Source organism: Metabacillus sp. YM-086 (assembly GCF_048059995.1).
Lineage (GTDB): Bacteria > Bacillota > Bacilli > Bacillales > Bacillaceae > Metabacillus > Metabacillus litoralis_B.
This window is the reverse complement of record NZ_JBLUOI010000016.1, coordinates 34,721-58,235: the sequence shown is the minus strand read 5'-3', so window position 1 is coordinate 58,235 and position 23,515 is coordinate 34,721. Positions and strand designations below refer to the sequence as shown.

The following is a 23,515-nucleotide window of genomic DNA, read 5'->3' as shown; positions in this document are numbered from 1 at the left end:
GTAACCTTTCTTTAAAAATCTGCTATGGTTTATATGTAAACCTTTTATTTTTTCTTTAGTTGTTATACAATTCCAATTATGTACATAAGATATGTCCTTCTATAGGGACGAAAGGGGTATACAAAATGAAAAAATATTTATTAACAGTTTTAATCGGGTTGCTTTCACTCTCTCTTGTAGCGTGTAATAACGACGAAGAAAAAGCTAGTGAGGACACTAGCACCTCTGAAAAGGCAACTGAAGAAGCAGCTGATGTAGATGCTGAGGAAATGCAAAAAAAGCTTGAAGCTCAAAAAGTGGAAGAAGGAAAAGTTGTTGCTATTGTAAATGGTGAGGAAATCAAAGGAAATCAATATAATGACGCCTTAAGTATTTCTCAAATGCAATTTTCACAATTAGGACAAGACTTAACTACAGATGATATGGCAAAGCAAATTAAAGACTATACCCTTGAAAGTCTTGTTGGACAAACATTACTATTACAAGAAATCGACAAAAAAGGCTATGAAGCTTCAGAAGAAGATATTAACAAACAGTTAGAAACTTTAAAAGCTAGCTATAAAACAGAAGAAGAGTTTGAGGAAGCGTTAAAAACGAATAACTTAACCTTGGACAAGCTAAAAGAACAAATTGCTGATACGGTAAAATATGATCAATTTGTAAAGAATGATTTGAAGGTAGAAGAAGTAAAAGAGGAAGAAATAAAAGAATATTATGATTCAATGGTAAGTACGGCTGGTGAATCTGAAGATACTCCAAAATACGAGGAAGTAAAAGATACTTTAAAAGCTAATCTTGAACAACAAAAAACACAAGAAAAAGTAGCTACAAAAGTGGAAGAACTTCGTAAAGCAGCAGACGTTGAACTAAAAATATAATGTAAAAAAGAGATGTGACCCACACATCTCTTTTTTATTTTTTTTACATATGATGTTATAAAATGCATTTTTATGAACATAATATAATTGGACTTGTAGCTCAAGTGGTTAGAGCAGTCAACAGTTTTGTCGTAAATTGTTGTACATCTTGTGGGTTCAAATCCCACCAAGTCCTTTCTTAATTATACTGGGATTTTGTAGTACCGTTCTTATCTGCTTTCGATGTGTGTTTTAGACTAAATAATATAAAAAACGTACCCCCAATTAACTAAGGAATACGCCTTTTACCTTTACTCTACTAAATTTACAAATATATCTTCAACCTCAGGTTCTGTTTCAATTAAGCCTGCTTCCTTCATCCAACTTATTGTACTTTCCCATTGATCTTGGTCCTGACTTCCAAATCCATTCTCAGATTTCATCAATGGTAATAATATTTCTAGGCTTTCTGTTTCCACTTCTTTTACTAAAGGAAAGTTTGCTTCATCTTGGTTAGTAAGAAGTATTTCTAAAGCCTCTTCAGGGTGGTCCGCTGTAAATTCGTATCCCTTTGTAGCAGCACGCCAAAAGGCTGCAATACTTTCTTGTTCTTTTTCCCATGTTTTGTCGCTTGTTACTGCTACTAACTCATAGTAATTAGGAACTCCATATTCGGTCGGGTTCATATTTCTTGTGTTGTGTCCTTCATGAGCTAATACAGGTACTTCATGATTTATATATGCACCAATTACTGCATCTACTTTTTCACTAACAATTGAAGATCCTAATTCAAAGCCAACATCTATCATTTCAACTTTTTCAGGGTTTCCACCATCAGCCTTAACCATAGACTGAATTAATGATTCATTAAGCGGAATACCAGGAAAGCCAACAGTTTTTCCTTCTAAATCCTTTGGAGATTGAATTTCACTATCTTCCATAAAAATAACTCTGTTTAATGGTGAACGAACAATTGCACCAACTGATTTTATTTTTACATCCTGATTGGCACGAGCAATAATAACATCTGGTTGATACGATATGCCAAGCGTAATTTTCCCTGCAGCAGCCAAGTTGATCGGATCTGTTGGATTAGCAGGAAATTGAATATCAACATTTAATCCTTCTTCTTCAAAGTATCCTTTTTCCTTTGCAATATATAAAAAGCTATGTACAGCATTAGGATACCAATCAAGCATAATACTAACATCCTTTAGATCTTTCGCTTCTTCATTTGCTTCTGTTGATGCGCTATTGTTAGCACCACAAGCTGTAAGTAATCCTAATACTAAACATAAGAACATTAATAATAACTTCTTCATTCTGTTTTCCTCCATTTTAACGTTTTTTTCTCTAATGAGCTTACAATGACAAATAAAAAAATTCCGACTGCAGATAAAATAATAATTGGCGCAAAAACCCCTGCTCCATCGAACTGAGTCATCATTCGTCTACTAAAATACCCCAACCCAGCTTGAGCACCGATCCATTCTCCAATTGCAGCACCAATCACACTTAACGTTACAGCCACTTTCAATCCAGAGAAAAAGTAAGATGCGCTTCCCGGTACTTGCAGCTTAAAGAAAATGTCTTTTTTTGTTGCTCCCATAGTTCGCAAAAGATCTTTATATTCCTTAGTTGTTGCACGTAGGCCATCATACGTATTTACTGTTATCGGAAAAAAAGTAATAAGCACCGTAACGACAACCTTACTCCATATCGTATAGCCAAACCATAAAACAAAAATCGGTGCCAATGCGATAATTGGAATTGTTTGTGACGATATAATAAGAGGATAGAAGGTTTTTTCTACTGTTTTATTTATGCTCATCCATACAGCAAGCCCCACCCCAAATAAAATAGAAAGGGAGAGTCCAATCAAGATTATAAGAAATGTAGCAGGTAAGTGTTCTAAAAACAAAGGTACTCTTAATTCCCATATCTTTAAGACAACATCAGTTGGTGTTGGCAGAATGAATCCCATATTCAAAAGCCTTGCACCAATTTCCCAAACAACGAGAAGTAAAATAGTTAACGTACTGGATGCACCATATTTTTTAAAAATACTCATGTTTTCATCCTCGTTCGTAAGTCTTCAAGCAACTCATCTTTTAAGGAGATTACTTCTGATCGGTTTAAATCTTTTAAGATTCTAGGGCGTTCTAGTGGAACTATAACTTCTTTCAAGGTCGTTACAGGAGTTTCTGTAAATAGAAGAATACGATCAGATAAAAACAATGCCTCATTAACATCATGAGTTATAAAAACAATTGTTTCTTTTCTTTTTTGCCATTGTGAGAGTAGCCATTCCTGTAACGATAATCTAGTGATAGCATCTAAAGCACTAAACGGTTCATCCAGAAGGAGAATGTTTGATCCGCTTAATATTGTTCTTAAAAATGAGACCCTCTGCCTCATTCCTCCAGATAATTCACCAGGATAGCAATCCTCTACACCTTTCAACCCAAACTCTTCTAATAACTCACTAACCTTTTGAAGAGACAGGTGTTTTTTTACTCCTTTTATCTCTAATGGAAGTAATGCATTTTCAATAATTGTGCGCCATGGCAAAAGTAAATCCTGCTGCGGCATATACCCTACTTGCCCAAGTCGATTTATGGCTAGTTGATTCTTCAGGAAAATTTCTCCCTCTGAAGGCTGCTCCAACCCTGTTATTAGTTTAAATAATGTACTTTTTCCTGAGCCACTTGGTCCAATTATGCTTATAAATTCTCCTTCACGAATATGTAGATTCATATTTTTCAAGATAGGTGTTCCACTAGGGTGCTCCCTATATTGAAAGGTTATATTTTTAAATTCAAGAACTGATTTATCCATTTGTTGGCCACATCATTTCGTGGTAGGCCATTTCCCAAAACATGTACTCGAATCTAGTAGTATTTAGAAAGATTTCTTCTAATTTCACTAATTCTGATTCTGGCTTACCATCTGAGAGTTCATCAATTAACTCAATACACCATGTAGCTAGTTGACCAAATTCATCAGATGAATACATCGAAATCCATTCTCCATATAATTCATGTTCGCTTGCACCTTCTATTTTTTTGAGATCTTTACCAATTTCCCAATAACTCCACATACATGGAAGTAAAGCAGATACCAATTCGGCAAGTGTTCCATTTTGACTAACATGAAGCATGTAGTGAGTATAGGCTAGAGTTGTTGGAGAGGGTTTGGTTTCTTCAAGCTCTTCTACCGTAATCTCGAATTTTTTTGCATATTGTCGATGTAGCTCCATCTCTTCATTTAAAGTAGAATTCAGTAATGCTGCAAATTTGCCCATTGTGTTTAAATCTGTAGCTTTCACCGCACCTAGGGCAAAAACTTTTGCATATTCAATCAAATACAAATAATCCTGTATCATGTAAAACCGAAATTTATCTTTTTCAAGAGTCCCATTCCCCATTCCCTTAACGAATGGATGATTATGATTACTTTCCCAGATCGGTAGAACCTTTTCGTATAGCCTTTGACTAAATTTCATTCATTCTCCCCTACTTTCTATTACTTAAAATTAATAACTAATCAACAGTTTGGTCACTCTTCTTTAAATGACACCATTTATAGATGAAAGCTAAAATGACCTTTGTGTACTCGACAAGTTCTTGAATGGACAGTTGTTCGTTTACTGCATGTGCATGTTGTAATTTTCCAGGTCCATATATGACGGTTGGAATTCCTGCGTCTCCTAACCATCCTCCGTCGGTTACGGTTGGAGAAACATCAACAATAGCTTGTGTTGATAAAAGCTGTTCATGGGTTGAGGCTAAACCTTTCACCCCAGGATGATTTTGATCTACCTCTAATGACGGAAAAATCTCGCCACGATCAACGATCATTGATTTTCCTCCCCATTCAAATGTTGGGGGATTCTCCCTCAGCCAAGGATCTGCATGAGCAACATGGAGAATATGCTCTTCAATTTCTTTTATAATTTGCTCATGTGTTTCATTTGGATAATAATGAACAGTAATCCATAAACGGCATTCATCAGCAATAAATGCAGCATGTCTTCCTCCTTCAATTACTGCTGGATTGATTGTATTTGTACCAGGAGGATATCCAGGATAGCTTTTCGAAATTGCCCAATGCCTTTCAAGGTCTTGTAATCCATGAATAATATTTGTCATTTTTTCGATAGCACTGGCAGCAAAAAGTTTTCCGCCGGCATGTATCATTTGCCTTCTCGTTGCGTCATGATACGTTTTGTCACTCTTTACAGTGATCCAACCAGTAATAACTCCACCTTGCCCTTGAATATGTAAATCACTTGTATCTACCACAACAGCAAAATCTGCTTTATATCCTTTTTTACAACATTCAAGAGTCCCAGCTTCCCCAACCTCTTCACCAATCACAGATTGTAAAATCAAATCACCAGGAAGGGTAATACCATGTTCGTGTATTAACTGAATAGCAAACAATGCACCAGCTAATCCACCTTTCATATCAGCTGCACCACGCCCTATAATCACACCATCTTTTACAACAGGGACAAACGGATCAACATCCCATTTTTCATCCTCACTAACTTCGGCCACATCTATATGACCGTTAATAATCAAGCTGTTATATAGATCAGGTTCCTTCCCTTTTAACACACCAACAACATTAGGATCGTTTGGATACACATCCCACATATCAATGGTAAAACCTTTCTCTTCTAAAAACTCTGCAATAAATTGTTGTGCTTCATTCGTATTTCTAGCTGGTGGTGCAGGTGTTTTATATTCAATCAAGCTTTTTAATAAAGAAACCAAATCCTCCTGGCGTTCATCGACGATATTAATTAACCGTTCTATTGGATTAGACAATGTTTTTCCCTCCTTTTTTAAAATGCAGTAAAATAAAAAAACCACTTCTTTTTTTAGAAAAGAAGTGGTTTGAATCGCATAATGGTATAAAAATTAGTTAAACTGCTACTAATAATAACCAAATTGCGTTAAAGTCTATTTATTCAAACACCTCTTCCCTCCGCTAGTATTATCTAGATCAGGTAATAAGGGTCAAGGCGCACTGCCTCTCTCAGCTTAAAGCTCCCCTAGTGGTGAAAATCTATCATATTATGAAATTAGTAATTCACATTATTTTTAACACACTCAGAAATATTTGGCAACATCTTCTTTTTAAAATATACGAGTATTATTTATTGTGAAGCAGAGATATTGGCCTCAAAATGTTGTTTTTGATCAAAAAGATTAAATATATGACCAAAGATTGATGCAAGCACTTGCTGAAACAACATTCCCAGAACTACAGGAACAGCTACAGCCGGAGGAAAATATTGAACCGCAATTACAGCCCCCGCACTAATATTCCGCATTCCACCCGTAAACATCATGACTACTTTTGTTTCGCGGTCTCTTTTTAACAGAATTGACAGCATCCATGCTAAGAAATATCCAAAAGAAGCAAGTGTAAAAACAACAATAGCAATAATAACCAATTTTAAACTAAACTGCTTAAGATAGGGAGAAATAACAGCTCCATTCATCATAACAACGCAAGCAAGAGAAACTTTTGAAAACGGCGCAAGATTTTTCCCTGCTTTAACACTTTTCCCTTTTGTCAAAAAATTTGTAAACATCCCTAAAATAGATGGAATAACAACCATAAATAACAACCCATACATAATATCCATCGTATTTATTTGAATTTTTTGACCAACTAGAAAAGATAAAGTAAACGGAACAAGAAACGGCGACAAGATTGTGTCAAACAAGATAATAGATAATGCTAAGCCTATACTCCCCTTATAGATTGTTACCCAAATAAAACTGGTAATCCCAGTTGGAATAACACTTGCTAGCACTAATCCGGTCATTGTTAAATGATCATCCACAAAAAATGCGTGTCCTACTGTCCAAGCTAGAAGCGGCATAATAATATGCAACAGCATTAAAATCATAAATAAAGGCATTGGTTTTTTTAATGCTCCTTGTAAAGACGTAAAAGTAGAGCTAAGACTACCTGAAAAGGTCATAAATGCAAATAGCCACGGAATTAAAAATGTAAGAGGTAAAAGATTTTCAGCAAGCATAACCCCTATAATCACACTTATTGGCGTAATAATAGGCATCCATTTTTCCAGTTGCCGATTAACTGTTTGAAGCATGAATCATTCTCCTAATCTATTTAGATAAAAACTATGTATATGACATTGTAACAGAATTAAGAAGAATGAGTGACAGTAAGGTACTTAATTAAGTAAACTATTTTCCCTTTATTTTCTTAATTATTTCCTTTATATAAGAATCCTGATGAGGAACAAAGTCTTGTTTTGTTACATTTGTCTCTAGCTCTCTTTGCGCTTTATGTGTATTTTCCAGAAAGCCCTCAACCCTAATTTTTTCTAATTCCCTGAACCACAGTTTTTCAAATTCATGTAATTCAGCTCTTACAACTCCTGAAACCTCCTCTTGTTGAATTTTCTATGTCCAAATTCATCAAAATATGCTAGCATTTCTGTTTTCATGATAAAATCTCCCTTTAATGTTTTAACGAAAAACATATGATGGCACACCAAAAATCGTCCATAAAAACAAAATAAAACCAAACGAACATATCCAAGTTATCAATGGACGATAATGATGCAATGCCAATAAAGGAAACATAGCACAATTAAACAAAACCGACCACCATTCATTCCAACCATTATAATGATTTATTCCCCCAAAGTAATGTGTTAAGAGCTCATTTGCTGTATAAATCAAAACCCAAATCCCGATATAGATAAACCGTTTTAAGCGCTCAATAGGAAAATTCCCTAAATACAAAAGAATTGTACAAGGATATTTGATAAACATGATAAATAAAGAAATATGGGTACCTGTTATTCCCATTTTTTCATCAATTGGAATCGGATTAAACTTCCATAATGGAAAATAATCATAAAGTAAAAAATGATATAACAAGTCACCAATTATAAAAAATAAAATGGTTGGATAATACTCTCTCCAATTTTGCCAATCTCCCCATTTCCATGCAGCAAATATATACAGAAATCCATAAACAAAATTCATTTTACTTCTCCAATGTTTTCTTTTTTCACTTTTTTACTTTCCGTATAACTATTCTGTATCAATACAGGGCAATTGATACCTTATATTTCCATTTATAAAAGGCTATGTTCTAGAGTTTTTTACACAAAATAAATGAAACAAGGTTAATTTGGAGTGACTTTTTATGAAAAAAACATTGTTACTTATTTTTCTTTTTGTATCTCTTTCCAACAAACAAACATTAGCAGCAAATGATCAACCACCTCCTTACATCAGTTTTCAACCAGAGTTGTTAAGTTGGGATGAAGTAAAAGAAATTATTCCAAGAAAATCAACATTTACTGTTATTGATATTGCTAGCGGACAAAGCTTTAATGTTCAAAGAAGAGCCGGAAGTGGTCATGCAGATGTACAACCACTAACAACAAATGACACGAAAAAAATGAAGAGTATTTATGATGGAAAATGGAGTTGGCGAAGAAGAGCAGTTTATATTCTCACGGAAGATAAGTTAATTCCCGCATCGATGCATGGTATGCCCCACGGAGCGGGAGCAATACAAAATGGATTTCCGGGACATTTTTGCATCCATTTCTCAGGCAGTACAACGCACCGCACCCGAAAATTTGACCTTTCCCATCATGTTATGATTTTAAAAGCTGCTGGGAAATTCGATGATTATACAGCTTCACTTTCAGCGGAAGAAATACTAAATATCTTTCTTATTACAGCGAAAAATCATGACAAGGATTTAATGAAAGGAATAAGCATTTCAAATATGAATATGAATGATAGCTCTTATAAAGTTCTCGACAATATTGAAGGGATGAAATGGACAATAAAAAAGAGTCAAGACGATCATGACTCCTCATTAATATCGTCTTTTCCCGTTGAAACAAAAATATACCTTGATGAAATTGGTCCTGTTAAGATTACACAAACCTTCACCTTAATAAGAACTTCACTTTTTTCTCCATGGAAAGTATTAAGAGATCCATTCTTAATTGAATTAAATGAAACAGGGAGGTGAGCGTTCTATGAAATTTCTTTTAGCAATTTTTATGATTATGGTACAGCCTTCTGTCCAATCTGAACATTTATCTGTTACCTTTGAAGGGAAAGAAATAACATCTCTTCATCGTTCAGAGCTGGCTATACCATCCTTTGAAGGAGAATTTATAGACCAAGAAAAATTAGATGAACTTACAGCTTCTTTAGAATCAGTTGTTTATGAACCACCATCTAATGCATACTTAGATGAACATGGTCAAATAAAGAGTGAAGAAATGGGGCATAAACTTGATCAAGAAAAATGGAAAGCAAATGTTTATGTTACATATTTGCAAAAAGGCTCAAACTCTATTGAAGTGCCTGTCAAAACAATCTATCCAAAGGTTGACAGTGAACTTCTCACATCTATTAAAGCAAAATTAATTAGCCATTACGTAACTTATTTTAATAGTAGAAACATGGAACGGTCACATAATATTAAGTTAGCATCCGAAGCAATTAATAACCATGTTATTTTCCCTGGAGAGACTTTTTCGTTCAATGCTGTTGTTGGTAAACGAACAATTGAAAAAGGCTATTTACCTGCTCCGGTAATTGTAAGAGGGGAACTCTCAGAAGGGATTGGTGGAGGTATTTGCCAAGTTTCCTCAACTTTGTTTAATGCAGTTGACCGAGCCGGAGTAAAAATTATTGAGCGATACTCCCATAGTCGTAGAGTCCCATATGTTCCTTCAAAACGCGATGCCACTGTCAGCTGGTATGGACCTGATTTTACATTTGAAAACGAACATAATCAACCATTGCTTATTCAATCTAAAGTATACGGAGGACAACTAATAATAAAAATATTTTCTTCAGAAACATTAGAAATTAAGCAACAAAATATTCAAAGTGCTCCAAATCAATTACCAGAAGAGGAAAGATTATAACTAATGAAGTCAAAGTACTTCTAAAAAAGGAATAAAGATCAGTTTACTAATTCGAATCTGATCTTATTCCTTATGCATTTTAACTAAATAGCAGAAAAATGAAAAAAAGCTCTTTGTTCATGTTATAATCCTGTTTAAGTGAACCCTTACAAAATAACCCTCTTATTCTATTAACGGAAAAAATACTTGCTGCATTATATGTATTGATGACCCTTTAGTTATTAACTTGCCAGAACCCCTAAATACATGAAGCTATTATTATTATATGAAATAACAGGGTTTGTCTGCCGATTAAACTAAGTTTATATTATAATTATATTCATCCGAAAACTTTTGAAATAGGTGAAAAATTTGAGTCAACTTACATGGAATCAACAAATTGTGAAGAAAAATAACACCTTGCTTGTTTTTCAAACTATAACAAATGAGGAGCCCATTTCCAGGGCCGATATCGCTCAACAAACAGGTTTAAATAAAGCCACTGTTTCTTCCCTTGTGAACGAACTGTTATCTAAAGATCTAGTTTATGAATCAGGACCAGGAGAATCAAGTGGAGGTAGACGCCCTGTACTTCTTCACTACAATGTAAATGCTGGATATTCTATCGGCATTGATTTGGGTGTTAATTATGTTTTGGGAGTTGTAACAGATCTGAAAGGAAAGATATTGTTAGAAGAAACAATAAAAGTAAAGGAACACACTTTCTTAGATGTCATAGAACAAATAAAACAGGTTATCTATTCTCTTATAAAAGATCTCCCTCAAACACCTTACGGAATAATTGGAATTGGCATAGGTATACCTGGAATCGTTGATAAACAAGGCGAAATACGAGTTGCTCCAAATCTTGGTTGGAAAAATTGTGATATAAAAACCCTCCTAGAAAAAGAATTTCAGGTTCCTGTTATCGTTGAGAACGAAGCAAATGCTGGAGCGTATGGCGAGAAGCAATTTGGAGTTGGTCAGGACTATAAGAATATTGTTTATGTAAGCGCAGGAATCGGAATTGGTGTTGGGCTTATATTAAATAATGAGCTCTATCAAGGACTCAATGGTTTCTCTGGCGAAATGGGCCATATGGTCATTAATATGAATGGGGTCCCTTGTAGCTGTGGAAGTAAAGGATGTTGGGAAGCTTATGCATCTGAACATGCTCTTTTAAAAAGAGCTGGCTCTGATGCAACCCTTGAATCATTAATAGATAAAGCACAAAACCAAGATGAAAAAGCAATCACGCTTTTTAAAGAAACAGGTCAATATATAGGATATGGAATTAATAATATTATAAATACCTTTAACCCTGAACAAATTATTATAGGAAATCGGTTAGCAATGGCCCAAACATTGATAAAGCAATCTATGTTGGATATTATTTATTCGCACTCTCTATCTTTTCAACAACAAGATCTAAAAATTAGTTTTTCTAAGCATTCCACTCATTCAGCAGCTTTAGGAGTAGCAGCCATTACAACTGAAAGCTTTATACAGCGGGAACTACAGGATTATTAAGTTTTTGTCATATTCCTAGATAGTTATGTTAGACCTTAAGAAAATCGCCGATTCTTAGAATCGGTTTTTCTTTATGTAAAATGCATTCCAATTCAGTTAAGACAACTTCAAAAGACACCCTATAGATTACAAACATAAATAAAAATCCGGTTCCCATTGGGAACCGGATTAAATGTTAAAGTAAGGAGCCGCGATTGCCGCATCGTAAGTTATAGAGTTTTAAACCACCACTCCTACAAGTGGGTGTTCGCAGAAGGTTTCATATCGTCCTCAACGTAATGGAGGCTTGATAGTCCGTCTTCAATGTAAAACTCCCTATTTCAGCTTAAAGGTTAAAACTTTATAAAGAATGCGTACAGCGCAGCTTGTATTGTTATAATACTAGAAATAGTAGGTGAATGCAATAGGAGATTTTTCCACAATATGTGCAGATTAGACTACTATGCTTTTTGGTGTTTGATTTTTAACTCCCAATAACAAATTTTCTATTGCTAGTTTAGCCATTTTTCGTCTTGTGTTTACAGAAGCACTTCCGATATGTGGTATAGCAACTACATTTGGTAAAGATAGAAGTCGATGGTTAGAATTTACTGGCTCTTCTTCAAACACATCTAGACCAGCAGCCCAAATCTTTTTTGTAGATAACGCTTCATACAATGCTATCTCGTCAACAATTCCACCTCTAGCAGTGTTAATTAAAATTGACGTACTTTTCATCAATGAGAGCTCTCTTGTCCCTATTAGGTTTTTTGTTTCATTAGTATATGGTGTAAGTATACAAATGAAATCAGCCCTTTTTAAAAGTTCATCTAACACTGCATATCCAACACCCAATTCTTTTTCAATTTCCGGCTTTCTACTTCTATTGTAGTAGATGCAAGTCATATCAAATCCTTTTGCTCTTCTAACTAGCGCTTCACCAATCCTACCCAATCCAATAATACCAAGTGTTGCTCCATGCACATCTTGCCCTGTTAATTGCATAGGTGACCATGTTTTCCATTCACCTTTTTTAAGATAGTCTGCGGACTCCACTAACCGTCTCGAAGTAGCCATTAAGAGTGCAAAAGTAAGATCCGCAGTTGTTTCTGTAAGAATTCCTGGGGTGTTTGTAACGGTTATCCCTCTTTTTTTAGCCGCTTCAATATCGATATTATTATATCCTACAGCCATATTGCTGATAATCTTCAAAGTATTTGCTTTATCCAGTAAAGACTGATCAATCGTTTCTGTTAATAAGCAAAAAAGTCCATCGATATTTACAATTTTTTCTTCCAATACGTGACGTGGAACAGGAATATCTTCGTGTTCCCATATATCCACTTCACAAACAGCTTCTAACTCTACCAATAGATCAATAGGAATCTTTCGCGTGATATATACCTTCGGCTTCACCCTTTTCGCTCCTTTTTATAAAGTAAGGTTAAGTATTTTGAATATCGATTCAGTTTTGTCTACGATCCACTTCTCAGAATACTTATAAGCTTCTTGTAAGGAACATGGACCTGGCACAATTGAAAAAGCAGCTAATATTCCTAGCTCCTCTAATTCTTCCTGACTTAAGTCTACTGCTCCACAAAGAGCTATAATTGGTATCTGCTTACTTCTAGCCTGGTCAGAAACACCTTTTATCACTTTTCCAGAAAGTGTTTGAGAATCAAGTTTTCCCTCACCGGTAATAAGTAGATCAACATTTTCTAAAATTTGAGTAAACCCAATCTCTTCTAAGACAACATCAATCCCTGATTTTAATTGCGCTTGACAGAAGGCAATTAGTGCAGCTCCCATCCCCCCAGCTGCCCCTCCACCAATTAGCTCTCTCATATTAATTCCTTTTTGCTTCAATACGATTTCACTAAAATGAAATAAAGCTTGATCAAGCTGTTCTATCATTTCAGATGTTGCACCTTTTTGAGGACCAAAAACTGCTGTTGCTCCAGTTGGTCCACATAAGAGGTTTGTCACATCACTTGCAACTAATATAGTAGAATCATTTAAACGTGGATCTAGGTTCGAATCATCAAAGTATGATAATTCACTTAAAGAAGCTCCACCACCTTTAAGGATATGACCATCACTCGTAAAAAAATCTACACCAAGTGCCTTAAGCATTCCTGCTCCGCCATCATTTGTTGCACTTCCACCTAAAGCAATTATAAATTGTCTATAACCCGCATCTAATGCATGTTTAATAAGTTCACCAGTTCCGTAACTTGTAGTAATTAATGGGTTTCTTTGATCCTCATTTAGTAGTGGTAATCCAGAGGCCTGTGCCATTTCAATCACAACTGTTGATTGGTTTCCTAACACTCCATAACCTGCTTGAACTGGTTTATTTAAAGGTCCACATACCTCTGTATAAATGAAGTGACCATTAGAAGCGGCTACTATATTCTCAGCTGTCCCTTCACCTCCATCTGCTAAGGGGACATGAGTTATCTCTACTTTTGATAGAACTCTTCGGATTCCTTTTTCAACTGCATAGCAAATATCTCGTGCCGAAATAGAACCTTTAAATGAATCTGGTGCTATTACAATCTTCACAAGCATCCCCCTTTAATTAAATATGCATATGGAATAAGAATAAAAATGAAAAGCAATCGGTATTATACCGATTACTTTACCAGAATGTTTTTAACAAAATTGATAATAAATAGCTTTTAGATTTGTATAAAATTCGCTATTAGATTTTCCAATTGAATACGCACCGAACCCTGACTGTTTCCAACCTCCAAATGGCATATGCGCAGCACTGGCGGTTCCATGGTTAACGTGAACCATTCCAACTTCAGCTTCTTCTGCAAATGTGTGTGCGGCTGAGAATTTAGTTGTAAAGACGGATGCTGCCAAACCATAGCTGATACAGTTTGCTATATCAAATGCTTCTTCTTGACTTTCCGCTTCAATAACACATAATATTGGACCAAATATTTCTTCCTGTGCCACTCTCATTTGTGGGGTAACTTGATCTAATAAAGTTGGCTGCATATATGAACCTTCTTCATACACTTCATCAGTCAATACCTTACCACCAAAACGTAATCTAGCCCCTTCTTCTAGGCCGATCTTTAAATAGTCCTGTACAGAATCTAGTTGTTGTTGATTAACTAAAGGACCCATTGTTACATCCTTTTCCCAGGCTGGACCAACTTTAATTTGCCTTAGCTCTTTTAATAATGCTTCAGTAAGCTCTTGCTTTTTTTCTTTTACGACAATAACTCGACTAATTGAGGTACATCTTTGTCCACTACATGCAAAAGCTGCGGCAACGATTTGTTTAGCTACATCATCAGAATTCTCATAATCTAGAACAACAGCAGGATTTTTCCCTCCTAGTTCAAGTTGAGTTTTCACTAATCTTCTAGCTGCACTCTCATTTATTTGCACTCCTAATTTAGTAGAACCTGTGAAACTAATTCCTTTTACTAATGGATGTTCAATTAATGGAGTCCCTACTGATGACCCACTACCAACAACCAGGTTCACAACTCCTTTTGGTACACCAGCCTCATCTAGTAACTCCATTATACGTACTGATGTCCATGGAGTTGCTGAAGCTGGTTTATAGACAACTGTACATCCATATGCAAGAGCTGGTGCAATTTTTCTAACAGGTGTAACAACCGGGAAATTCCATGGCGCAATGGCTGCGATTACACCAATAGGTTGCCTAATAGTTACTCCGTTAACCCCAGACCTCTCACCTGGTAAAGTGTTTCCTTCAATTCGAAATGCTTCTCCTGCACAAAACCGAGCCTCTTTTGCGGCTCTAAGTATTTCACCTTTTGATTCCCCCAATGACTTCCCTTGCTCAGCCGAAAGCATATAACTTAATTCTTCCGCATTTTGCTCAAGTAAATCAGCAAAACGATAAAGGATGGCTCCACGATCTGGCCCAGGTACTTTTGCCCAGCTGTTAAATGATGTATTTGCAGCCTCTACTGCACTGTCAACATCCTCTTTAGTAGATCTTTGAAAGAAACTAAGAATTTGATTCTTTTTAGCAGTATTATAAATAGGATATGTTTCACCACTGTTACTATTAATCCATTTCCCATTAATAAAATTTCCATATGTTTTACCTACATTTTGTTCTAACCAACTAAGCATGTTTGTATTTGATGTTGAAATCATGAAATCATCCCTTCTTTCATAATTAACCAATTATCACTTCTTTTTTATTGCTTTTACTCATAACGCCACGACAAATATTTTTCAAATCCTCTTTTGATGGTTTAACAGGGTTTACTGGTACATTTCCTGAAAGAATTGCTTCTTCTACGATTAGATCGAGGTGCTGTTCTTCAACTCCGTAATCTGATAACGTTTGGGTAATTCCAATATCTTCATTTAATTGTTTGATTGCAACAACCGCTCGCTCAGCTGCCTCTCTTGTTGAAAGGTGATCTGTTTTTTCACCAAAAATTCTTGCTATCTCAGCAAATTTTTCTGTATTTCCAATAATATTAAACTTCATAACTTCTGGTAATAAAATGGCATTAACAACACCATGTGGAATTTTGAAATGGGCCCCTAAAGGAATAGCCAACGCGTGGGCTAAACCAAGACGAGTTGAATTAAAAGCCATTGCAGCAATTGTACTTGCCATTAGCATATCTTGACGAGCATCTATATTTTCTCCCTGAATAACTGCCAACCTAAGACTTTTCGAAATAAGTTTCATAGATTGAATAGATAAACCTTCAGAGATTGGTTGAGTTGCTTTATTTACAAAAGATTCTAGAGCATGAGTAAGCGCATCCATTCCTGTGGCCGCTGTTATATGTGGTGGTAATGAAGTGGTAAGTTCTGGATCACATAATGCTAAAGTTGGACAAGCAAACATACTACCAACACTTAATTTTGCCTTTGCTTTTTTGTCTGATAAAACCGCAAACCTTGTCATTTCACTTCCTGTTCCTGCAGTGGTTGGAATGGCAATAACAGAAGCTCCGGGGCTTGGTACTTTATCTAGACCAATGTAATCTCTTATATTACCACCATGTTTCAGCATGATTCCAATTGATTTTGCTGTATCTAGAGCACTTCCACCTCCAACACCAATGACGATATCACAGCCAGAACGTTTTGCCATCTCAACTCCATAATCTACCGATTCAATTGAAGCTTCTACACCTACATCTGTAAAAGTCATGTATGGAATTCCAGATTTTTCAAGAGGATCTTCAACTCGACTTACAATACCTGCTTGTAGAACACCTGGATCACCTACAATTAGAGCCTTATTTCCTCCTAAAGCTTCCACATGCTTAGGTAAATCATGAACAGATCCTCTCCCAAATTCGATTATTGTTGGAATTTCGTAGCGAAACGAAGATAATGTTAACATTTGTTAAATGCCTCCTTATGTTGATAAGAATCGGTTTTTGCAGCTTTATATAAATCTACTTTATAGCGAGTACCTATCTCTATTAACTCCTCAACAACCTTACTCGGTAATTCAATTCCATTTTTCATTCGTTCTATTACTTTATTCTTCTCAATTTCTCCTGGAATAAAAATTTCTTCGACACCCTCAGCTTTTGGTTCTTTTTTTATTTCTCTAATATAAAGATCCATTCGTTTTTTAAATGTTTCAATCGGCATAAATCGATCTATATCAATAGCTAAAAAGAAATGCCCTACATTTTGTGGTTCTTCCCAATTTTCATACATGTTATTTACATACTTGCCAAATCCCGCCCCTGTTAGGACACCTGCTAAAATATCGATAAACATGGAGATCCCATATCCTTTAGGACCACCAACAGGTAAAACTGATCCTTCTAGTGCATCGTTTGCATTCGTTGTTGGATTTCCATCTTTATCAATTGCCCATCCTAAAGGAATGTCTTCTCCTTTCTGAGCTGCCACAATAATTTTCCCACGGGCTACAACACTTGTTGCCATATCTAAAAGAAAGGGATTCTCTTCTCCAGCTGGTACCCCAATTGCTAGGGGATTTGTTCCAATAAATGGTCTTATCCCTCCTGTTGGTGGCATTGTTTGTGATGCATTTGATAAAACCATTAAGATCATATTCTTCTCTATGGCTTTTTGTAAGTAAAAGGCACCAGTCCCAAAATGATTAGATCCTTTTACACCAACAATGGCAGCACCCTTTTTTTGTGCCTTATGTAAAGCAATCTCCAGGGCCTTCGTTCCAACAACAGCTCCTAAATGATTGTTTCCATTTATCAATACTACTGCATCGTCTTCAGATTCAATTGAAATTTCAGCAGATGGATTAATCATTTTATTCTCTATTCTTTTTAAATAAATGGCAGTCCTAACCACCCCATGAGAATCTACACCTCTTAAATCTGCTTGAATTAAAGATTCAGCTACTACCTGGGCACTTTCCTTATCTACACCAGCTTGAATAAATACCTCTGAGCAAAAATTCTGTAATTTTCCCCAATCATACCTTGTGGGTATTGTCATTAAATTCACAACCTCTCTGCTTCAGAGTTTCATCTATCCAACTTCGATCTATAGTGTTATTATCAATTGATCTAAAAATCTCTAACTCTTTCTGTTCTTGTTGTCTAACTTTGACTAACAAGTCCCTTGCAGATTCCACAGGTACCACAGCAATACCATCTTCATCACCAATAAGTAAATCTCCAGGATTAACACACATTCCATCTACTGATATTGGAACATTTATTTCACCTGGTCCGTCCTTATATGGACCTCTGTGTGTTACTCCTACAGCATAAACTGGGAAGTCTCCCTCCATAAAAGCCTTCGTGTCACGTATTGCTCCATCAATAATAAATCCAGCAATTCCATTTCTTCTTGCTATACGTAGCATAATCTCCCCAACAATTGCATTTGTTGTGTCTCCTCCAGCATCAACTACTATCACATCACCAGGCTCTGCAATATCAATTGCTTTATGCACTAACAAATTGTCACCAGGTCTAGTTTTAACTGTTATGGCTGTACCAACTAATTTTCCTTCTTTATGATATGGACGTAATTTAGAACCAATTGCATGTATTCGATTTAAATTATCACTGATATGTGGTGTTACCACATTTCGGAATTCCTCAACTAATTCTTTATCAACTTTTCGTTTGATCGGTAAAATTCGAAACCCTATATTACTCACAAATACCCCTCCCTGTTATTTTAAAGAGTGAACCCCACAATTCCTCAATCCATCCGGTCCAAAATTAAGAATGTTTTCCTCCACAAGATTCACGTATAATCAAACTTGGTTCTAGTGATACAACCTTTGGAAGTTGTACTTCATCCTTTGAGGCCTCAATTAATTGAATAACCTTTTTTGCAGCAAAACTTCCCATTTCATATGCAGGTTGTTTCACTGTAGTAAGTGGAGGATATAGATGTTTAGCCCAAATTGTTTCATCATAACCTACCAAAGCTATATCATCCGGCACTTTCAGCCCCTGATTTTTTATACCTTCTAATATTTCAAGTGTCATCATGTTGTTCGTTGAAAAGATTGCATCGGGAATATGTTTAGAATGAATTAGCCCTTTCACAGCTTCTTCCACTTCCCCTTTTTCTTCTCCTACAATTTGAATTAGAGATTGGTTAATCTCAATACCATTATTTAAGAGAGTTCTTTTATAGCCTTCCAATCGTTCTAACCTAGGGCTAATCTCAGCTGGAGGATATAAAAAAATAGCAATCTTCTTTTTTCCTAAATCTATTAAATGCTGAATAGCAACATTTGCACCATTAATGTTATTTACCGTTACCACATGTACATCTAGGTTGTAGATTTTTCGATTAATAGAGACAAATGGAAAACCATCTTCCATTAATTTCTGATACAATTGTTTATTCTTTAATGTAGGATTAATAATTAACCCATCAAGCTGCCTCATTTGAAAAGAACGGATATGATCTTCTTCAAGCTGTCCTTCATCATTCGAATTACAAATCATTAAGTTATAGCCTAAACTTCTACAAGTATCTTCAACACCCTCTAGAGCATTTGACCAAAACTGATTTTGTAAGTTTGATAAAATAATTCCAATCACATTTGTTTTTGTTGATTTTAAACTCCTTGCTAAAGCATTCGGCTTATAATCTAATTCTTCTATCACTTTTAAGACTCGTTGAATTGTCTCTTCTGTGTTTTGTTCATGATTTCCATTTATAATTCTAGATACAGTTGACTTAGAAACTCCAGCCTTCTTGGCCACATCAGAAATCGTTACCTTCATTTTATTAACCTCTTTTCCATACAACTACATATACACAATAACCAATAACCTAATAATCTAGCATTCTTAAAGTGAAAGGTTAATTTATTTAGCATTTAACTGAACTTTTATAATTTAAAATCAGCCTTTTACTCCTCCTGTTGTAATACCTTCTATTAAATATTTTTGGAAAAAGATAAAGATGATAAACAATGGAATTAGTGAGAGTGTAGACATTGCAAACAACGCTCCCCAAGAGTTTTGTCCCATTGCATCTAAGAACATCCTTAAACCAAGGGCAACAGTGTATAACTTAATATCACTTAAGTATAGAAGTTGGCTAAAGAAATCATTCCAAGTCCAAATAAAGGTAAAGATTATTGTTGTAATAACAGCTGGTAAGGCTAAAGGCATTATTAATTTATAGAACATTTTAATTGGTCCACAACCATCTATCTTTGCTGCTTCATCTAAGTCCCTAGGAATTGAACGAATAAATTGAACCATTAAGAAAATAAAGAACCCGTCAACTGCTAAAAACTTTGGGAGAATAAGTGGTATATAGGTATTAATCCAATCAAGCTTATTAAACATTATATATTGCGGAATTACTGTAACATGGAAAGGAAGCATCATTGTTACTAGCATGATTGCAAATAATACTTTCTTTAAGGTGAACTCTAATCTTGCAAAAGCGTAAGCTGCCATTGAGCAAGAAATTACATTTCCAATAATACAAAATACAACTAAGATAAATGTGTTCAGAAAAAATTTACTAAATGAAACTCCTGAAAGACCAGACCATCCCTCAACATAGTTTTCAAATGTAACACTTGTTGGTAAAAAAGAGATATTTTTAAAAATTTCGGTTGCTTCCTTAAAAGAACTACTTACCATCCATAGAAGTGGATAGAGCATAATAACACCGATCAAAATAATAACAGCATGTAATCCGATATTCTTAGGTTTTAGCTTTTTCTTTTCAGTGTAGATGTCCCGTTCAAAAGCTGTCACAGAATTAAGAGAATCTGATGCTTTATTTGTTTCCATTTCATCACCTCTATTCCTGGTAGTACACCCATTTTTTTGAAGAAACAAAGACGAGTGCCGTAACAATTGATATACAAATTAATAGGAACCATGCCATTGCTGATGCATATCCCATCTGAAACTGTGTAAATCCTTTTTGATAAAGATACAGCGTATAAAACAAAGTGGAATCTAGCGGCCCACCACTTCCACCACTCACAATATAAGCCGGGGTAAAAGCTTGGAAAGCATTGATGATTTGCATAACAAGATTGAAAAAAATAATAGGAGTAATTAATGGAAGTGTAATACTGAAAAACTGTCTAATTGGACCTGCACCATCTATCTTAGAAGATTCATATAATTCAACCGGAACTTGCTTTAGTCCAGCGAGGAAAATAACCATCGGAGCACCAAATTGCCAGATTGTTAGTATGATTAACGTATACAAAGCTGTATCGGGTGATGATATCCAGTTCTTGCCTTCAATACCGATAATAGCTAAAAGACTATTCACTAATCCATCTCCACCGAATAATTGGCGCCAAAGTAACGCGATGGCAACACTTCCTCCAAATAAAGAAGGTACATAATAGATAGCACGATATACTTGTAAACCCCTTAAACCACGGTTTAATAGAACAGCTACTCCTAAAGCAAAACCTAACTGTAGAGGTACCCCTATGAACACATATTTTAATGTTACCTTTACACTATTCAACCATTTGCTATCTTGAAACATTTCCAAATAGTTTGCCAACCCGATCCACTCAGGAGCTGTGAACATATCATAACTAGTAAAAGAAAAATAAAGAGATGCCCCCATTGGTATGACACTTAATCCAAGTAAACCTATTAACCAAGGTGTTAAAAAGAAATATCCTACCCAATTCTTCTCCCAACTTCGTTTTAGAGCTTTCATAGTAACCCTCCATATTTTATGAGGTTAACTTGAATGGACTCTTCTAAGCATTATTTAAAATGTCCAGTCATTCAAGTTAACCTCCTTTGACAATCATTTAAGCAATAAGAGATATATAGGTCATTATTTTAAAATTCCTTCTGCAGTGTTCATAAAATCTTCTGCTGCCTCTTCAACAGTTTTTTGTCCGAATGAAATGGCACTAGCATTATCTTTGAAAGCTTGCTCTACTTCATTAACACCTAGTGGAGCATATGGTGCAGGCTCACCGTACTCAACAGCCTCTTGAATAAACTCTACTGCTCTTTGTTGCGCTGGATCTAATAATGGCTTAACAAATTCTTGCATTTTTGTTGAGCCTGGTGCACCTTGTTCAACTTTGAATAATTCAAGAGCTTTTTCTGCATTTACAAAAAAGTCAATAAACATGGCTGCTTCTTCAGGATGTTCAGATTTTTCTGTAATACTTAAATACGCTCCTTCAATGTACTCACCGTTTTGTCCACCATCAATATGTGGCATTCTTACAATTTGGATTTCACCTTCATTAAATTGCTGTTGATATAGATAAATTTGGTTAGCCGGTAATTGTTGTATTGCTGTTTTACCAGTAACAAATAAATTTTGTTCTAAAGGAGCACCTTCATACTCTGTTGATGTAGCTGCATCTGGAATTGCTCCTTCTTTTCTCAAGTTATCCCACATAGTCCACCACTCAACAACATCTTCTTTTGTGAAAGCTATTTTGCCTTCATCATCAAATAAATCCTTTCCTTTTTGTCTTAAGAAGTAGCGTAGATTTGGCTGCAATTGACCTCCACTCATATCTGCTGAACCCCATATTTCTCCATTAGATGCTTTATGAATTTCCTTCACTTTTTCTTGGAAGTCATCCCAAGTCCAGTCCATGTTTGGGTATTCAACGCCAAGCTTATCGAATAGCGCAGTGTTATACACCCACCCTGACATTGTTACCCCTTTTGCTACCATGAAAAGATTGTCGCCAACTTTACCACTATTAATAGTAGATTCAGGAAAATTTTCTAAGTTAATCTTACCTGCATCAACATATTCACCTAAATTAAGCAATGCATTGCGTCGTGCATAATCAGATACATAAAATTGGTGCATACTTACTACGTCAGGTGCATTTCCACCGGCTGTTTGAGTAGCAAGACGATCCCAATAATCTGTCCAACCCCCAAATTCTCGTTTAACTTTAATATTTGGATGCTCTTCTTCAAAACGGTCTACAATTGCGTTGTATACTTCATTACGTTTTGTGTCACCCCACCAAGAAAAACGGATTTCAACTTGCTCCTCATTAGAACCTTCTCCGTTTGATTCGTTATTTGATGTTGTCTTTCCACCGGAACAACCAACTATACCTATGATTAAAAAAGCCGATAATAGCAACGTTAAAAACGCTTTCATTTTCCTCAAAACCTTTCACCTCATTTAGTTTTTTTATTTTGTATAGCGTTTCTTCTATGATTAGTGATTAAGAGCTATAATTTTAAAAGTTTGATATAATGTTCTTACAAGAATTTTCTAGGTTCTTGTGAGAGATATTCCTTTGCTGCAGCAATCTCCAGTTGCTGTAGCTTTTTTACTCTTCTCACAAAATGATCTTCCGTACTAAATTTTGCATTAAGAAATGCTCTAATTAAATCTTCTGCTAGCCAAGGTCCAACAATTTGAGCCCCTACACACATAACATTTACATCATCATGTTCTACAGCTTGATGTGCTGAATGAAAGTCATGACATACAGCAGCACGAATACCTGGTATTTTATTTGCTGCAATGGCTGCTCCTACACCAGTGCCACAGATTAATATTCCTCTTTTGGAATGGCCATTTCTTACAGCATCACAAACTTTTTGTGAAATGTCTGGAAAATCTACCGGTTCAGTTGAATCACAGCCATAATCTAAAATTTCACACTTAAGGGTTTGAAAAAAAGGCATCAACGTTTTTTTCATTTCAAAACCACAATGGTCACTTCCAAGAGCTATCTTCATCTTCAATCTCCAGTCAAAATGAAATCCTA

General features: G+C 35.5%; 22 protein-coding genes, 1 tRNA gene, 1 other RNA gene and 1 riboswitch. Of the genes, 5 read left to right on the top strand and 19 right to left on the bottom strand.

Features of this window, described 5'->3' with window-relative positions; all coding sequences use genetic code 11:
- Positions 1-125: 125 nt before the first annotated feature.
- Both ACEWK1_RS09630 and ACEWK1_RS09625 read left to right on the top strand, forming a co-directional pair.
- Positions 126-878, top strand: a complete 753-nt coding sequence (locus tag ACEWK1_RS09630; RefSeq protein WP_121661050.1) for a SurA N-terminal domain-containing protein — start codon at positions 126-128, stop codon at positions 876-878.
- Between the two features lie 89 nt (positions 879-967).
- A tRNA-OTHER gene (locus tag ACEWK1_RS09625) sits at positions 968-1,053 on the top strand.
- Positions 1,054-1,168: 115 nt separating this feature from the next.
- Here ACEWK1_RS09625 and ACEWK1_RS09620 read toward each other — a convergent pair.
- The 7 genes from ACEWK1_RS09620 to ACEWK1_RS09590 all read right to left on the bottom strand — a co-directional run bounded on the left by ACEWK1_RS09620 (position 1,169) and on the right by ACEWK1_RS09590 (position 7,900).
- Entirely contained in the window at positions 1,169-2,179 is a 1,011-nt protein-coding gene (locus ACEWK1_RS09620; RefSeq protein WP_212137382.1) for an ABC transporter substrate-binding protein, read from the bottom strand.
- Positions 2,176-2,928, bottom strand: coding sequence for an ABC transporter permease (locus ACEWK1_RS09615; RefSeq protein ID WP_416636110.1), 753 nt, complete (start codon positions 2,926-2,928; stop codon positions 2,176-2,178). The genes ACEWK1_RS09620 and ACEWK1_RS09615 overlap by 4 nt, the downstream gene beginning before the upstream one ends.
- Positions 2,925-3,695: an ABC transporter ATP-binding protein gene (locus ACEWK1_RS09610; RefSeq protein WP_416636108.1), complete on the bottom strand. Its 771-nt coding sequence runs from the start codon at positions 3,693-3,695 to the stop codon at positions 2,925-2,927. Before ACEWK1_RS09610 ends, ACEWK1_RS09615 begins: the two co-directional genes overlap by 4 nt.
- Positions 3,688-4,362, bottom strand: coding sequence for a thiaminase II (tenA, locus tag ACEWK1_RS09605; RefSeq protein ID WP_416636106.1), 675 nt, complete (start codon positions 4,360-4,362; stop codon positions 3,688-3,690). The genes ACEWK1_RS09610 and tenA overlap by 8 nt, the downstream gene beginning before the upstream one ends.
- Positions 4,363-4,399: 37 nt before the next feature.
- A complete protein-coding gene (locus ACEWK1_RS09600; RefSeq protein WP_416636105.1) occupies positions 4,400-5,692 on the bottom strand; it encodes an acetylornithine deacetylase in 1,293 nt (430 codons plus the stop codon).
- A 138-nt stretch (positions 5,693-5,830) separates the two neighbouring features.
- Positions 5,831-5,931: riboswitch (TPP riboswitch) on the bottom strand.
- Between the two features lie 93 nt (positions 5,932-6,024).
- Positions 6,025-6,993, bottom strand: coding sequence for a bile acid:sodium symporter family protein (locus ACEWK1_RS09595; protein WP_416636104.1), 969 nt, complete (start codon positions 6,991-6,993; stop codon positions 6,025-6,027).
- A 382-nt stretch (positions 6,994-7,375) separates the two neighbouring features.
- Entirely contained in the window at positions 7,376-7,900 is a 525-nt protein-coding gene (locus tag ACEWK1_RS09590) for a CBO0543 family protein (protein WP_416636103.1), read from the bottom strand.
- 163 nt (positions 7,901-8,063) lie between these two features.
- Between ACEWK1_RS09590 and ACEWK1_RS09585 the strand changes: the two genes are divergently transcribed.
- From ACEWK1_RS09585 to ACEWK1_RS09575, 3 genes are all read left to right on the top strand, one after another.
- Positions 8,064-8,909, top strand: a complete 846-nt coding sequence (locus ACEWK1_RS09585) for a hypothetical protein (protein ID WP_416636102.1) — start codon at positions 8,064-8,066, stop codon at positions 8,907-8,909.
- 7 nt (positions 8,910-8,916) lie between these two features.
- Entirely contained in the window at positions 8,917-9,819 is a 903-nt protein-coding gene (locus ACEWK1_RS09580) for a VanW family protein (protein ID WP_416636101.1), read from the top strand.
- Positions 9,820-10,170: 351 nt separating this feature from the next.
- Positions 10,171-11,328: an ROK family protein gene (locus tag ACEWK1_RS09575; RefSeq protein ID WP_416636100.1), complete on the top strand. Its 1,158-nt coding sequence runs from the start codon at positions 10,171-10,173 to the stop codon at positions 11,326-11,328.
- 181 nt (positions 11,329-11,509) lie between these two features.
- On the opposite strand, the gene ssrS is transcribed toward ACEWK1_RS09575, so the two are convergent.
- The 12 genes from ssrS to rpiB all read right to left on the bottom strand — a co-directional run bounded on the left by ssrS (position 11,510) and on the right by rpiB (position 23,486).
- A non-coding RNA gene (ssrS, locus tag ACEWK1_RS09570) (6S RNA) lies at positions 11,510-11,698 on the bottom strand.
- A gap of 62 nt (positions 11,699-11,760) precedes the next feature.
- A complete protein-coding gene (locus ACEWK1_RS09565; RefSeq protein ID WP_416636098.1) occupies positions 11,761-12,723 on the bottom strand; it encodes a 2-hydroxyacid dehydrogenase in 963 nt (320 codons plus the stop codon).
- 15 nt (positions 12,724-12,738) lie between these two features.
- On the bottom strand, positions 12,739-13,872 hold the full coding sequence (locus ACEWK1_RS09560; protein WP_416636097.1) for a glycerate kinase: 1,134 nt from the start codon (positions 13,870-13,872) through the stop codon (positions 12,739-12,741).
- Positions 13,873-13,962: 90 nt separating this feature from the next.
- A complete protein-coding gene (locus tag ACEWK1_RS09555) occupies positions 13,963-15,462 on the bottom strand; it encodes an aldehyde dehydrogenase family protein (protein WP_416636096.1) in 1,500 nt (499 codons plus the stop codon).
- Positions 15,463-15,484: 22 nt separating this feature from the next.
- Positions 15,485-16,678 (bottom strand): iron-containing alcohol dehydrogenase, encoded by a 1,194-nt coding sequence (locus tag ACEWK1_RS09550; protein WP_416636095.1) that lies wholly within the window; start codon positions 16,676-16,678, stop codon positions 15,485-15,487.
- On the bottom strand, positions 16,672-17,772 hold the full coding sequence (locus ACEWK1_RS09545) for an Ldh family oxidoreductase (RefSeq protein ID WP_416636094.1): 1,101 nt from the start codon (positions 17,770-17,772) through the stop codon (positions 16,672-16,674). The genes ACEWK1_RS09550 and ACEWK1_RS09545 overlap by 7 nt, the downstream gene beginning before the upstream one ends.
- A complete protein-coding gene (locus ACEWK1_RS09540) occupies positions 17,750-18,445 on the bottom strand; it encodes an RraA family protein (RefSeq protein ID WP_416636093.1) in 696 nt (231 codons plus the stop codon). The genes ACEWK1_RS09545 and ACEWK1_RS09540 overlap by 23 nt, the downstream gene beginning before the upstream one ends.
- 64 nt (positions 18,446-18,509) lie before the next feature.
- Positions 18,510-19,532 (bottom strand): LacI family DNA-binding transcriptional regulator, encoded by a 1,023-nt coding sequence (locus ACEWK1_RS09535; RefSeq protein WP_416636092.1) that lies wholly within the window; start codon positions 19,530-19,532, stop codon positions 18,510-18,512.
- A 120-nt stretch (positions 19,533-19,652) separates the two neighbouring features.
- Positions 19,653-20,561, bottom strand: coding sequence for a carbohydrate ABC transporter permease (locus tag ACEWK1_RS09530; protein ID WP_416636091.1), 909 nt, complete (start codon positions 20,559-20,561; stop codon positions 19,653-19,655).
- Between the two features lie 10 nt (positions 20,562-20,571).
- Complete coding sequence (locus tag ACEWK1_RS09525; RefSeq protein WP_416636089.1) at positions 20,572-21,462, bottom strand: carbohydrate ABC transporter permease; 891 nt, start codon at positions 21,460-21,462, stop codon at positions 20,572-20,574.
- A gap of 123 nt (positions 21,463-21,585) precedes the next feature.
- Positions 21,586-22,896: an ABC transporter substrate-binding protein gene (locus ACEWK1_RS09520; protein WP_416636117.1), complete on the bottom strand. Its 1,311-nt coding sequence runs from the start codon at positions 22,894-22,896 to the stop codon at positions 21,586-21,588.
- 104 nt (positions 22,897-23,000) lie between these two features.
- On the bottom strand, positions 23,001-23,486 hold the full coding sequence (rpiB, locus tag ACEWK1_RS09515; protein ID WP_416636088.1) for a ribose 5-phosphate isomerase B: 486 nt from the start codon (positions 23,484-23,486) through the stop codon (positions 23,001-23,003).
- Between the last annotated feature and the right edge of the window lie 29 nt (positions 23,487-23,515).

Excerpts from the sequence above, each read along its gene's own strand:
- tenA (WP_416636106.1), bottom strand. The coding sequence starts at position 4,362 with ATGAAATTTAGTCAAAGGCTATACGAAAAGGTTCTACCGATCTGGGAA.
- ACEWK1_RS09580 (WP_416636101.1), top strand. The coding sequence starts at position 8,917 with ATGAAATTTCTTTTAGCAATTTTTATGATTATGGTACAGCCTTCTGTC.
- ACEWK1_RS09525 (WP_416636089.1), bottom strand. The coding sequence starts at position 21,462 with ATGAAAGCTCTAAAACGAAGTTGGGAGAAGAATTGGGTAGGATATTTC.
- ACEWK1_RS09595 (WP_416636104.1), bottom strand. The coding sequence starts at position 6,993 with ATGCTTCAAACAGTTAATCGGCAACTGGAAAAATGGATGCCTATTATT.
- ACEWK1_RS09530 (WP_416636091.1), bottom strand. The coding sequence starts at position 20,561 with ATGGAAACAAATAAAGCATCAGATTCTCTTAATTCTGTGACAGCTTTT.
- ACEWK1_RS09620 (WP_212137382.1), bottom strand. The coding sequence starts at position 2,179 with ATGAAGAAGTTATTATTAATGTTCTTATGTTTAGTATTAGGATTACTT.
- ACEWK1_RS09555 (WP_416636096.1), bottom strand. The coding sequence starts at position 15,462 with ATGATTTCAACATCAAATACAAACATGCTTAGTTGGTTAGAACAAAAT.
- ACEWK1_RS09535 (WP_416636092.1), bottom strand. The coding sequence starts at position 19,532 with ATGAAGGTAACGATTTCTGATGTGGCCAAGAAGGCTGGAGTTTCTAAG.
- ACEWK1_RS09520 (WP_416636117.1), bottom strand. The coding sequence starts at position 22,896 with ATGAAAGCGTTTTTAACGTTGCTATTATCGGCTTTTTTAATCATAGGT.
- ACEWK1_RS09630 (WP_121661050.1), top strand. The coding sequence starts at position 126 with ATGAAAAAATATTTATTAACAGTTTTAATCGGGTTGCTTTCACTCTCT.
- ACEWK1_RS09550 (WP_416636095.1), bottom strand. The coding sequence starts at position 16,678 with ATGTTAACATTATCTTCGTTTCGCTACGAAATTCCAACAATAATCGAA.
- ACEWK1_RS09585 (WP_416636102.1), top strand. The coding sequence starts at position 8,064 with ATGAAAAAAACATTGTTACTTATTTTTCTTTTTGTATCTCTTTCCAAC.
- ACEWK1_RS09615 (WP_416636110.1), bottom strand. The coding sequence starts at position 2,928 with ATGAGTATTTTTAAAAAATATGGTGCATCCAGTACGTTAACTATTTTA.
- ACEWK1_RS09610 (WP_416636108.1), bottom strand. The coding sequence starts at position 3,695 with ATGGATAAATCAGTTCTTGAATTTAAAAATATAACCTTTCAATATAGG.
- ACEWK1_RS09590 (WP_416636103.1), bottom strand. The coding sequence starts at position 7,900 with ATGAATTTTGTTTATGGATTTCTGTATATATTTGCTGCATGGAAATGG.
- ACEWK1_RS09545 (WP_416636094.1), bottom strand. The coding sequence starts at position 17,772 with ATGACAATACCCACAAGGTATGATTGGGGAAAATTACAGAATTTTTGC.
- rpiB (WP_416636088.1), bottom strand. The coding sequence starts at position 23,486 with ATGAAGATAGCTCTTGGAAGTGACCATTGTGGTTTTGAAATGAAAAAA.